Source organism: Paracoccus acridae (genome assembly GCF_014642735.1).
In the GTDB taxonomy this organism is placed as follows: Bacteria; Pseudomonadota; Alphaproteobacteria; order Rhodobacterales; family Rhodobacteraceae; genus Paracoccus; species Paracoccus acridae.
Genome location: NZ_BMIV01000017.1, coordinates 16,860 through 27,914, shown reverse-complemented (window position 1 = coordinate 27,914; position 11,055 = coordinate 16,860). Strand labels below are relative to the sequence as shown.

The window sequence follows — 11,055 nt, the reverse complement described above, 5'->3', positions numbered from 1 at the left end:
GGACCGAACTCGCGGCCATGGGCGGCGACCCGGAACGCATATCGCTCAACGGTCCGGCCGGTATCCGGCTGCGGTCCTCGACAGTTCAGACGCTTGCCATGGCGCTCCACGAACTGGCAACCAATGCCGTGAAGTACGGCGCGCTCGGGCAGGCGGCCGGGCGGCTGGCGATCACCTGGTCACTCGACCCCGATGGCCTGGAGGGCGCGCCGTGGCTGCATATCGACTGGCGCGAAAGCGGCGTTGAAATGCAACTAGCCGAGGCGTCTTCCCGTGGAACTGGCCAGGGGCGCGAACTGATCGAGCGGGCCTTGCCCTACCAGCTCAAGGCAAAGACGACCTACGCGTTCACGCCGAATGGGGTGCATTGCACGATCTCGCTGCCCGTGTCCGCCAGCACAGGGGAGCAGACGAAGCATGGCTGAGCATACGTTGCAGGATCATCGCATCCTGGTCATCGAGGATGAGTATCTGCTGGCCATGGCGCTCCAGGGCAAGCTTCAGGATTTGGGTGCCGTCGTCCTTGGGCCTGTCGGAAACCTTGACGACGCGCTTGCGCTGATCCAATCGGAGGCGTGGATCGACGGCGCCGTCCTGGACATCAACCTGGGCGGCAAGAAAGCTTTTCCTGCTGCCGATCTGCTGACGGAGCGGGGCATCCCCTTTGTGTTCACCACAGGGTACGATGACTTGATCATCCCCGAACGCTTTGGAAACGCCCCTCGGTTGCAGAAGCCGGCCGACATCAGCACAATCGTGCAGGCGTTGGCTGGCGTGTCATAGGCACCGTTGCGGTGTTCGTGCCTTCACGGGACTGGTCGTGGGCGGCGTGCCGACCGGCAGTGTTCTGCTCTTCGCGTCGATTTGACGATGGCTCAGCGCAACGGCTTTCTATTGCAAAGCCACCCATCTTCTAGGGCTGCTCACGAGCACATTGTTCTGCCACTTAGGGCAGGCAAGCCGTCGCGATGAACGTCATCAAGCATTTTTGGCACCGCTTCGCATGCGGCCAAGAGTGGTTGCTTTATGCCTCCCTGCTCGGCACCGCGACGGCGCGAAGATCGGGAACGAGCGATCCTTCACCGTTGACGCGGATATCGGCCGCGTTTGCCTCGTCAGTATCAATATGCATCTCAGTCACGGCCCCGGCGCCGACCCGGATCAGCGTCTTGCCGAACACCAGCCCGCGCTCTTCGTCGCCAATATGAACATCCACGAGCATGCCGTCTGCGAGACCGAGGCGTTCGGCATCATCCGGATTGGTATGTATGTGCCGTGCGGCCACGATCAGTCCGCCGGTCTCGAGGCTCCCAGCGGGACCGATGAGCCGAACGGTCGGCGTTCCGTCCAGCTTGCCGCTGTCGCGAACCGGCGCATCGATGCCGAGCGCAAACCCGTCCGTCCTTGAAATTTCGATCTGCGTCCCGGGACGTTCTGGGCCGAGGATGGCGACGCGCTCCAAGCGGCCTTTAGGTCCCTCCAACGTGACACGCTCGCTAGCGGCCCATTGGCCTGGCTGCCGCAAAGGAACGGCAGGTGTCAGTTGGTAGCCTGTGCCGAACAGGGCCTCAACCGCTGGCCGGGACAAGTGCACGTGACGGGCCGATACCGCGACGGATACCGGTTGGGGCACGGGCGCCTTTGGAGCCAACGCGGCGGCTGTCTCTCGAGCGATCATTAATTGCTCCGCCGTCTCGGTGACAATTACCCGCACTTTCGCACCATAGGCCTGGATCTGAGGTGCAGCATTGTCGGCAAGTTCCACGGATTGGTTGCGCTCGTGGTCAATCTGCAGACCCATGAACTCCAGTCCATCGCAGATGCGCCGACGCATTGATGGCGAGTTCTCGCCGATGCCGCCGGTGAAAACGACAGCATCGAGGCCTCCCATCGCCGCCGCATAGGCTCCGATGTATTTGCGGGTCCGGTAAGCATAGATTTCGATAGCAAGCTGGGCATTGGCGTCCCCCTTGGCTGCGCGGTCCTCTACGCTGCGCATGTCTGAGGAATTAGTCAGACTCAGCAGCCCGCTGTTCGAATAGAGCGCATCCTCGATCTCATCGATCGACATGCCAAGCTGCCGCGACAGGAATCCGAACAGCCCGGGATCGACGTCGCCGGAGCGGGTCCCCATCACTAGTCCCTCGAGCGGTGTCATGCCCATGGACGTGTCCAGGCTTTCACCGCGACTGACCGCGCAGACGCTGGCCCCATTACCAAGATGCACACTGACGATCTGGAGATCACGCAGGGGGGCGCCAATCTCCTCTGCGGCGCGGATAGCCACATACTTGTGCGACGTTCCATGAAACCCAAAGCGCCGCAGGCCAGCGTCCCGCCACGCCTTCGGCACCGCGTAGGTCGTTGCACGAGGTGGAATGGTGCTATGGAATGCGGTGTCGAAGACCGCGACCTGAGGAAGGTTCGGCCAGACTTCTTGTGCAATGTGCACGGCGAGCAGATTAGCGGGATTGTGGAGCGGCGCCAGCGGCGTCAGTGTCTTGATCGCTTCGATGGTCGGCTGGTCGAGGATCGTCGTTGTTCGGAATTTTTTGCCTCCATGGACGACCCGATGTCCAACCGCGTCGAGTTCGGTGACCCTATGGCCCCTAAGGATATGCGGAAGGGCACGCAGCGCGGCGGCGATGTCGCCGAAGGCCGCTTCTCCGGTCTCTGTCTTTCCGCCTCTCGTGATCTTGTAGGAACAGCTCCCGGCTTCAAACTTCTCGTAGCTCGCTTTGAAGACTTCGATGGCTGTCTTCCCCACTTCGAAAACGCCGACCTTCAGACTGGAACTGCCGCAGTTCACCACAAGTATCTTCACAATGCGTCTTTCTCAGTCGGCTCAGCCGTGTCGAAGGATTTGGCGCTGGTCAGCGGCCGCTGATCGCTTTCCTCACGGATGGTGTTTTCAAGGGGTAATGGCGACCTTGAAAACGCCATCTCTTTGATTGGCAAAAAGCTCGTATGCCGCCTCAATGTCATCGAGCTTGAACCGATGAGTGACCATCGCCGCGAGATCCACGCGGCCTGATTCAATGACGGCCATGAGCCGCCGCATCCTCTCCTTGCCGCCTGGGCAAAGGCTTGTCACGATCCGATGGTCACCAAGGCCGGCAGAAAAGGCATCCAGAGGAATGATGAGATCGGACGAATAGACCCCGAGGCTGGAAAGCGTCCCCCCGGGTCGGAGCACACGCAAGCACGCTTCGAAAGTCGCCTGTGTGCCGAGCGCCTCGATGGCGACATCAACACCTCGACCTTCTGTGATGCGCATGATCTCTTCAACAGGGTTCACGCCGCTGAAATCCACAACGTGGTCAGCGCCAAGACGCCGGGCCATGTCGAGCCGTTCAGGCAGCTTGTCCACGGCGATAATGTTCGAAGCGCCCAGCAGCTTTGCACCGACAGTCGCGCACAGGCCGATGGGCCCTTGTGCGAAGATCGCCACCACATCGCCTATCTTGATGTCACCCTGTTCAGCCCCGCTGAAACCGGTCGACATGATGTCCGGACACATGAGTACCTGTTCATCCGTAAGGCCGTCCGGCACTTCGGCCAGGTTCGCCATGGCGTCAGGCACGAGCACGAACTCGGCTTGGCAGCCATCGATCGTGTTGCCGAACTTCCAACCTCCCATCGCTTTCCAACCGTGCCGACTGCCTGCCCCATCTTGAGACGCGCGGCCGCATTGGCAGGCGTTGCTGTGGCCGCTCGGCGTAATGGCGCCCGCGATTACGCGCTGGCCTTCTGTGAATCCCTTCACTGCTGAACCGAGTTTCTCGATCACTCCGACCGGCTCGTGCCCTATCGTCAAACCCTTCTTGACGGGATATTCGCCCTTCAGGATATGCACGTCCGTGCCACAGATCGTGGTCGTCGTTATCCAAAGCAGCGCATCGAGCGGTCCGACATCCGGTATTGGCTTTTGATCCAAGACGATCCGCCCGGGCTCGACGAAAATTGCGGCCTTCATTCTACCTGCTGACATTGAAGCTCCTCGGATTATTTGCCCTGTGCGCCATGTTCAAAGCCGCCGGATGGAAACACCAAGCGTTCCACATTTATCCGACCGGCCTCAAGGAGACCGCGACCACGCAGAATGGAAGGCTGACATTGGCTGGAGGCAAACCCACAGCACACTTGATAGCACACTTGAATGAGAAGTGTTGTGTTCAATCGACCTGCGTAATGAAGAGGGTCGTGTCTCGGAACTGGTAGAAATTGGCTGGCGGCGTAATCTCCGGGTGAACCAACACCCACCCAACCGGCGGCTGCAACCGCCAGGGAGATCACGCCATGAAGCAGAATACCGACAACTCGTCCTTTTCGCTACTGCCTGACGCAGGCGGGTATGATCCGATCGAGGATCGCCTGCGGGCGAATATCCGTGCCACGATTGAGGCAATTACCCTATTCCGCATAAGCCCCGATCAGCGTCGCAGGCGATTCATCAGATTATAGACCGCCGTGGTCGCGGCCGCCTGCCGAGCCGTGCCCGAGTTCATAAACAGCGCGCAGATGCCCCTACTTTCAGCGCAGTATGTTCTAAAAAGGCCGCCGCATTGCCGGGCTTTGTTTATCGACATCCCGCCGGGTTCACACCCGAAGCGCGCAGACCCCAGTCGGTCATCTGCGTGACCAGCTGCCGCGCCCCTGCGTCGAAGGCCGGGACCAAATCTGCCGTGCGGGTGCTCGCCGCGGGAACGGTGGCGGCGAAACGACCACGCGAGATCACGTCTGCTTCCATCTCGCTTACCATCTGTGCGTCGACCGTCATCTGAATGATCACGCCATCAGGGGTCAGTTCGGCATTGAAATCCTGGATTTCACTGATCAGGGCATAGTCGCCAGACAGCCCGAGCGGCGCGCGGCCGACCTGGGAATAGCTGCCCGTTGCGCCCAGGCTTTGGACCAGCAAGCGCTGCAGCATGGCTGGCACCGTATCGCCCCATTGCGCGTCTGGCAGGTATTGCGTCTGCAGGGCCGACGGACGGATCATGATCCGGTCGCTGTCGAGCGTGCCGCGCGCTTTCGGAGGTTCGACAACCAGCTCTCCAATGCGGGCCCGCCCGCAGCTGCGGGCAGCAGGAGGGCGCAGCTCGAACAGATCGCGCTCCGGTTCGCCCTGAAGGGCGGACAGGGCACCACATCCCGGCAAGGTGCTCAAGGCTGCGATCAAAACGGCGGGAAGCAGGCGCATGGGAAACCTCATCATCGACGGAATTCAGGGGTGCGGGGACCGGACAGCAGCTGTGTCGGATTGCGGCGCAGGGTCGAGACAAGCTGATTCATGTTCTCGACCAGCGTGCGCAGATCTTGAGACAAGCGCGAGATCTGGGGCAGCGTGTCAGCGGCGAAGGCTTGCACGGGCGTGCGGGCGCCCTCGATCACGCTACCTAGCGACTGAAACGCCACCGCAGCCGAGTCTGCGGCCCGACGCAGGCTAGCGGTGATTTGCGGCAGATCTTCGGGCAGGCTGGCCAGCGCGGTGTTCACCGCAGCCAACGTGCCACGCAGGTCGCCGGCCACGGGGGCAAGATCGCGGCTGATGACCATTTCTGCCGCATCAAAGGCGCGCGTGCCAGCGGCCAATGCAGTGTCGAGGCTGTCCAGGCTGGTGGCGCCTCGTTCACTGAAAGCGGTCAACCCGGCGGCGCTGCGTTCCAGCTGCTGTGTCAGCGTCGTCAGATCGCCAGAAACATAGCGGTCCACCCGCTCCAGTGTCCCCGTGGCGGCGCTCAGGGTGGTCTCGGCCTCGGACGCCGCATCGGCAAAACGCTCCAGCGTCACTCCGGCACTGCGGCTGAGGCCATCCATCTGCGTCCCAAAGGCCGCGATGCCCGTGGCAGCTTCCGATATCGCCTCCGTCGCAGTGGCCACATCGTCCAACGCCTGATCCAGGTTGCCGCTGGATCGTTCCACATTGTCCAGGATCGCAGCCACCCGGCCCTGATTGTCCGGTCCCAGGATTTGCGACAACTGTTCGGCCACCAGGCTGAGGCGGTTGATGATCTGCGGCCCCTCGTCGCTGAGCGTCTGCAGTGCCGACCGGCTGGAGGCGATAACCGGCACCGCGGAGGTGTCGGTCTCCCTCAGCAAGGGCGCGCTCTCGGAGCCTGCGGTGACCGCAACAAGCGCCACGCCCGTGACGCCCTGCACCTCCATCGCGGCAACGCTGTCGCTGCGTATGGGCGTATCCAGGATCACCTCCAGCCGGACCCGGACAGGCAGGGGATTGCCGGGGGCCAGCTGCATGTCCACAACACGCCCGACCGGCAGCCCTGCGAAACGCACGTCTGACGACGGACCGAGGCCTGACACGTCTGGGAAGTACACGTCATAATAGGCGAATTGACGGTCCAGTTCCAATTGAGCAAACCACAGAACAAACCCCAGGATGCCCAGGAAGCCTGCAATCGTGAAGGCCCCGATCAGGATATAGTTGGCTTTGGTTTCCATGGAATCAGTCCTTGTCCGGGATGCCTTCGGTCGCAGCGCGCGCCCGAGGCCCGTGGAAATACTCGTGCACCCAGGGGTGATCGACCTGCAGCATCTCGGCCATCGTGCCGGTTGTCAGCACCTTGCGTTCGGCCAGCACTGCCACGCGGTCGCAACAGGCGTGCAGCGTGTCCAGGTCATGCGTCACCAAAAACACCGACAGGTTCAGCGCGTCGCGCAGCGTCACGATAAGCCGGTCGAAGGCCGATGCACCGATCGGGTCCAGCCCGGCCGTAGGCTCGTCCAGAAAAACGATCTCGGGGTCCAACGCCAGCGCACGAGCCAGTCCCGCCCGCTTGCGCATCCCTCCTGAAAGATCCGAGGGATAATTGCCGTTGGCCTTCCAGGGCAGCCCCGCCATCGAGACCTTGAGTTCCGCCAGTCCCTGTCGTTGGGTATCCGAAAGTCCTGCGACCGCCCTCAGCGGCACCTCGACATTCTCGCGCACGGTCAGCGACGAAAAGAGCGCCCCATCCTGGAACATCACGCCCCAACGCTGTTCCAGCGCGCGACGGTCAGGATTGGAAAGAGTTCCGATCTGTTTCCCCAGCACCTCGATTGTGCCGCCTTGGCAAGCCTCAAGCCCCACAATGGCGCGCAGCAGGACCGACTTGCCGGTTCCGGACCCGCCGACGACGCCCAGGATCTCGCCACGCCGCAGGTCAAGGTCCAGTTCTTCATGCACGACATGATCGCCAAACTGCGTGCGCAGGCCGCGGACGCGGACAACAGGATCGCCGTTCATAATCCCACCTGCGCGAAGAAGATCGAGAAGGCCGCGTCGGCGATGATGACCGCAAAGACCGCGCTGACTACGGCGGACGAGGTCATCCGTCCAAGCGATTCAGCATCCTTGCCGACACGCATCCCGGCATGACAGCCGATCACTCCAATGATCAATGCAAAGACGGGAGCCTTGGTCAGGCCGACTACGGCGTGGCTGACGCTGACATCTGCCAATCGCGCAACAAAAACGGCAGGAGAAATGCCCAGCTCGATCCAGGACATGACCGCACCGCCCAGCAGTCCGGTAAGCGCCGAAACTAGGCCGAGGATCGGCAGCATCAAGACCAAGGCCAATATGCGGGGCAAAACCAGCACCAGATCGGGGTCAAGCCCCAGGGTCCGCATTGCGTCGATCTCCTGGCGCATCTTCATCGACCCAATAGACGCGGTCAGCGCCGAGGCCGTGCGTCCCGCGACGATGATCGCGGTCAGCAGAATGCCCAGCTCGCGCAGGATCGAGATCGCGATCAGATCGACCACGAACACCTCCGCCCCAAACTGGCGAAGCTGGTCCGAACCTTGGAAGGCGAGGACCACACCGATGAGGAAGGACATGACGGCAACGATCGGCACCGCGCGCAAGCCGGTTTCCTGGCAGTGATGGATCAGGGACGTCGCAGGAAATCGTGACGGGTGGCATAAGCCTCGCCAAAGCGCGGCCAGGGTGCGTCCCAGATACTCGGCCAGCTCACTCAGATATACCAGCACCCCGGCCACGCGACGCCCTGTCCCCTCCAGAGTGCGACGCCACCAGGCAGGGACTTCGACGGCCAGGTCCGGCACCGGCAACGCCCCAGTGACGGTCGCAAGCAGACTGGCATGATGGTGCGACAGTCCGGTCAGCGTGCCGCCTGCCGCGCGTCGCCGCGTCAGTTCCCATGCACCTGCCGTATCCATCCGGGTCACCGCAGCAAGATCAATCTTCGCCGCATCTGGCGTGTCAGACAGCTTGCTCAGCGTCCACACGACCAGGTGGCCGGACAGGATCACGCGCTTGTCGAAAACATCAATCGACAGGTCAGACAAGGTCGTATCGGCAACCTTCATGCCCACCTGAATTCGCTTTTTGCGTGAACAGCGGCGCGCGCTAGGAGGCAGCAGCCAAGCTGTTCCGCCGAGACGGCAGGAATGCTGATTGTTGGGCGATGGTAGTGGGGCAAGCTTGGCAGACCTTTTGCTTATGTAGAAAACGCTGCCCGGGAATTGCTTGCGGCTTGGCGGCGCCAGGATGATGCTCTTTGTGGCGGCCCTTGCGCGGTGTTCCTCACGCCGCTCCCCAATCGTTATTGCGACTGGAACTCGCGGGTTTGATGCCAATCTTTGTCGGCGCCGCCGTCCGGACTCCCCTCTTGCTGCCACAGGACATAGGCACGCCCCTTGAGATGCTGCTCGAGGGCACGATGCCAGAACTCTTCGGCGCGTCCGTCTGGCCGTCCTTCCTGTTCCCACAGGGCATGGGCTTGCTCGCGCACCACCTGTTCCAAACCAAGTTTTGTCTCCGATGTGGTGCTGATCTCGTCGCTGGAGGGCTGCAGTCGGCCTCCCCGGCTTTGGTGCATCCGCGCGCTCAAGCCAGGGAGTTCGGCGTCGGGAACGAGCGTACCATGGGCGGCAGCCTGCAAGGCTTTGGCCTGGTAATCGGCGTCGCTGGCAACTCCGTGGGCCTCACCCAGTGTGATGGGATAGGTGTGAAGGACCCGTCCATTGCTGTCGATAACATCTACAAGACGTTCTTCCATAGTGATCTCCCAGGATTGCCAAAGTCGTTTAGGCTACGGCGTCTTCCTGACGCCAAGGATGATGGGGGCCGAGCACATGATGAGTAACGCTCAGGTTCAGGACGCCAATCGGCGCACGCAAACCCGCATCACGGGTGCCGAACCGAATTGCCGCCAACAATGATTGCGTTGATCAGGTCAGCAGCAGCCCGGTGCTCCTTCCTGTTTACCTCAGTGCCAATGGCGTTCTCGTGGGCAGCCGCGGCATCCCGGAGAACTCCCATGATCTCGTTTTCGGGTAACAACTCGGCGTCGTTCATGGCAAGCAGGAGTGATTCGCAGATCGAAAGTGCAGCTAATCCCGCGTATTCGTTCGCAGTGGACATCCACAAAGTTCCTTTTATCAGCCTACCGGCTTTCGCAGAGGCTTTGATCTGATGCGTCCCCACTTCTCGCAGAAAATCCCCTATGCTGGACTGATCGAAAGCAGTCTCAGACAGATTTCTGCTTACGCACCGCAAATCGGCAGGAGGAGGCATGACACCAGTCAAAAACAGTCCACTTGTCCGTAAGCTCTCCGCGTTCGTGGCCCTGTCAGAGGCCGAGCTCGCTGTTCTGGACCATCTGCATCAGCGTCGCCGGACCTTCCTTGCAGGGCGCGATCTGGTACATCAGGGACAATCGGAACAAGCTGCGTACATCCTGTCGGCGGGTTGGGTCTGCTCCTACAAGCTTCAGCCGGACGGGACGCGTCAGATTGTTGACTTCCAGATCCCCGGGGATTTCCTCGGATTGCGCAGTGTTTTGCTCCGCACCTCGGACCACAGCTTCGAGCCGCTCACGGATATCCAGGCAGCTGAGGTGCTGAAAGGCGATCTTCTTGATGCGTTCACGCACACCCCGCGATTGGCCATGGCCGTTCTTTGGGCGGCATCACGAGACGAGGCGATGGTGGTAGAGCATCTTGTCGGCATCGGACGGCGAAACGCCGAGGCCCGAATGGCACATTTCTTGCTGGAACTGGCATCAAGGCTGGCTTTGGTCGGGATGGGCAGCAGGGAAGGCTACGACTGCCCCCTCACGCAATATCATCTTGCCGACGCATTGGGCCTGAGTGCCGTTCATGTGAACCGCGTGTTGCGCCAGCTCCGTGAAAACGGACTGGTGACCTTTCGGGACGGTCATGTATCGATCCACGATCACGAGGGGCTTATAAAGTTGGGGGAATTTGATCCAGCATACCTCGACCAGGACGGGCCGCTCGTAAGATGAGGAAGTTAGCGTTTGCTTTTCCGCAAGTTGCAAGAACTCTTTTTTGCCGCAAAGTCCAAGGCGTACGGCCAGCGCTTCGGGAGTTTCAGCAGTATGTTTGGGGTTAAGGATTTTATGGGGTAGGAGGCTCCGTTATAGGGAGCTGATTGCACTTACCCTTTTTGCAATGATGTCCCTCTTAGCGGCGCCTGTCTTGCTCAGGTCGAGTTGCGAAGGCTTGCCCTTCTTTATATAAAAAAAGAAGCGCATAGGCCTACCGACCGATAAGGCTACGGTACGCCCACGCGCTTCTGGAACTCGTAACGAACAATGCCTGACGGCACGTTCACACTTAAACCATGCCAGAGCCCGGTCATACTGACATAGGTTAGCCTTACCTGTGACACAGGGCAATTTTCAGAGGCTTTGATCGGACTGAAGACATAAGCGCCTTTTCTGAGGGCCATTTTTCGTGGAGCGCGTCAGACAAGACGTTGTTCTTCCGTTGGGATCGACCAAACTCAGCGTGAGGATCAGCATGGCGATCCACGCCAATCTGAGCTTCATCGATTATGCGTCAGTCTTTGGCTTCTTGAACGGCTCACGCATCGCTCCATACTGGAGATCGTAAACGGAGGGTCCTACCTCATAATGCTGGACGTTGCATTGAAAGCGGCGAAAGGCTGGGCAGCACCGCGGGGTTGTGGAGCGGACATTGGCATGGCTCGACCGCTTTTGCCGCCTCGCTGTCAATTGCGAGCGGCCCACCGATAAAGACGGGGCTTTCTTGATCATCCCC

11 protein-coding genes are annotated in these 11,055 nt (G+C 60.8%); 3 read left to right on the top strand and 8 right to left on the bottom strand.

Annotated features, from left to right (window positions below):
* The first annotated feature begins 17 nt into the window (after positions 1-17).
* Both IEX25_RS16645 and IEX25_RS16640 read left to right on the top strand, forming a co-directional pair.
* Complete coding sequence (locus IEX25_RS16645) at positions 18-425, top strand: sensor histidine kinase family protein (RefSeq protein WP_188716530.1); 408 nt, start codon at positions 18-20, stop codon at positions 423-425.
* Positions 418-783 carry a response regulator gene (locus IEX25_RS16640; RefSeq protein ID WP_188716528.1) on the top strand — a complete coding sequence of 122 codons (366 nt, stop codon included), beginning with the start codon at positions 418-420 and terminating at the stop codon, positions 781-783. The genes IEX25_RS16645 and IEX25_RS16640 overlap by 8 nt, the downstream gene beginning before the upstream one ends.
* A 241-nt stretch (positions 784-1,024) precedes the next feature.
* On the opposite strand, the gene IEX25_RS16635 is transcribed toward IEX25_RS16640, so the two are convergent.
* The 8 genes from IEX25_RS16635 to IEX25_RS16600 all read right to left on the bottom strand — a co-directional run bounded on the left by IEX25_RS16635 (position 1,025) and on the right by IEX25_RS16600 (position 9,391).
* Positions 1,025-2,824: an acetate/propionate family kinase gene (locus IEX25_RS16635; protein WP_188716526.1), complete on the bottom strand. Its 1,800-nt coding sequence runs from the start codon at positions 2,822-2,824 to the stop codon at positions 1,025-1,027.
* Positions 2,825-2,911: 87 nt separating this feature from the next.
* Positions 2,912-3,976, bottom strand: a complete 1,065-nt coding sequence (locus IEX25_RS16630) for an NAD(P)-dependent alcohol dehydrogenase (RefSeq protein ID WP_188716524.1) — start codon at positions 3,974-3,976, stop codon at positions 2,912-2,914.
* A 603-nt stretch (positions 3,977-4,579) separates the two neighbouring features.
* On the bottom strand, positions 4,580-5,203 hold the full coding sequence (locus IEX25_RS16625; RefSeq protein ID WP_188716522.1) for an ABC-type transport auxiliary lipoprotein family protein: 624 nt from the start codon (positions 5,201-5,203) through the stop codon (positions 4,580-4,582).
* A gap of 11 nt (positions 5,204-5,214) precedes the next feature.
* Positions 5,215-6,462, bottom strand: coding sequence for an MlaD family protein (locus IEX25_RS16620; protein ID WP_188716520.1), 1,248 nt, complete (start codon positions 6,460-6,462; stop codon positions 5,215-5,217).
* 4 nt (positions 6,463-6,466) lie between these two features.
* Positions 6,467-7,246 carry an ABC transporter ATP-binding protein gene (locus tag IEX25_RS16615; protein WP_188716518.1) on the bottom strand — a complete coding sequence of 260 codons (780 nt, stop codon included), beginning with the start codon at positions 7,244-7,246 and terminating at the stop codon, positions 6,467-6,469.
* Positions 7,243-8,334, bottom strand: coding sequence for an MlaE family ABC transporter permease (locus IEX25_RS16610; RefSeq protein WP_188716516.1), 1,092 nt, complete (start codon positions 8,332-8,334; stop codon positions 7,243-7,245). The genes IEX25_RS16615 and IEX25_RS16610 overlap by 4 nt, the downstream gene beginning before the upstream one ends.
* A 236-nt stretch (positions 8,335-8,570) precedes the next feature.
* Positions 8,571-9,026 (bottom strand): DUF2934 domain-containing protein, encoded by a 456-nt coding sequence (locus IEX25_RS16605; protein WP_188716514.1) that lies wholly within the window; start codon positions 9,024-9,026, stop codon positions 8,571-8,573.
* A gap of 128 nt (positions 9,027-9,154) precedes the next feature.
* The gene (locus IEX25_RS16600; RefSeq protein WP_188716512.1) at positions 9,155-9,391 is read right to left on the bottom strand and encodes a hypothetical protein; all 237 of its coding nucleotides are present in this window, start codon (positions 9,389-9,391) and stop codon (positions 9,155-9,157) included.
* Between the two features lie 151 nt (positions 9,392-9,542).
* On the opposite strand from IEX25_RS16600, the gene IEX25_RS16595 reads away from it, so the two are divergent.
* On the top strand, positions 9,543-10,277 hold the full coding sequence (locus tag IEX25_RS16595; RefSeq protein ID WP_103174725.1) for a Crp/Fnr family transcriptional regulator: 735 nt from the start codon (positions 9,543-9,545) through the stop codon (positions 10,275-10,277).
* Positions 10,278-11,055: the final 778 nt, after the last annotated feature.

What these genes read in the sequence shown, in the direction of transcription:
- IEX25_RS16610 (WP_188716516.1), bottom strand. Translation starts at nt 8,334, where the DNA reads ATGAAGGTTGCCGATACGACCTTGTCTGACCTGTCGATTGATGTTTTC.
- IEX25_RS16630 (WP_188716524.1), bottom strand. Translation starts at nt 3,976, where the DNA reads ATGAAGGCCGCAATTTTCGTCGAGCCCGGGCGGATCGTCTTGGATCAA.
- IEX25_RS16620 (WP_188716520.1), bottom strand. Translation starts at nt 6,462, where the DNA reads ATGGAAACCAAAGCCAACTATATCCTGATCGGGGCCTTCACGATTGCA.
- IEX25_RS16595 (WP_103174725.1), top strand. Translation starts at nt 9,543, where the DNA reads ATGACACCAGTCAAAAACAGTCCACTTGTCCGTAAGCTCTCCGCGTTC.
- IEX25_RS16645 (WP_188716530.1), top strand. Translation starts at nt 18, where the DNA reads ATGGGCGGCGACCCGGAACGCATATCGCTCAACGGTCCGGCCGGTATC.
- IEX25_RS16605 (WP_188716514.1), bottom strand. Translation starts at nt 9,026, where the DNA reads ATGGAAGAACGTCTTGTAGATGTTATCGACAGCAATGGACGGGTCCTT.
- IEX25_RS16615 (WP_188716518.1), bottom strand. Translation starts at nt 7,246, where the DNA reads ATGAACGGCGATCCTGTTGTCCGCGTCCGCGGCCTGCGCACGCAGTTT.
- IEX25_RS16625 (WP_188716522.1), bottom strand. Translation starts at nt 5,203, where the DNA reads ATGCGCCTGCTTCCCGCCGTTTTGATCGCAGCCTTGAGCACCTTGCCG.
- IEX25_RS16600 (WP_188716512.1), bottom strand. Translation starts at nt 9,391, where the DNA reads ATGTCCACTGCGAACGAATACGCGGGATTAGCTGCACTTTCGATCTGC.
- IEX25_RS16640 (WP_188716528.1), top strand. Translation starts at nt 418, where the DNA reads ATGGCTGAGCATACGTTGCAGGATCATCGCATCCTGGTCATCGAGGAT.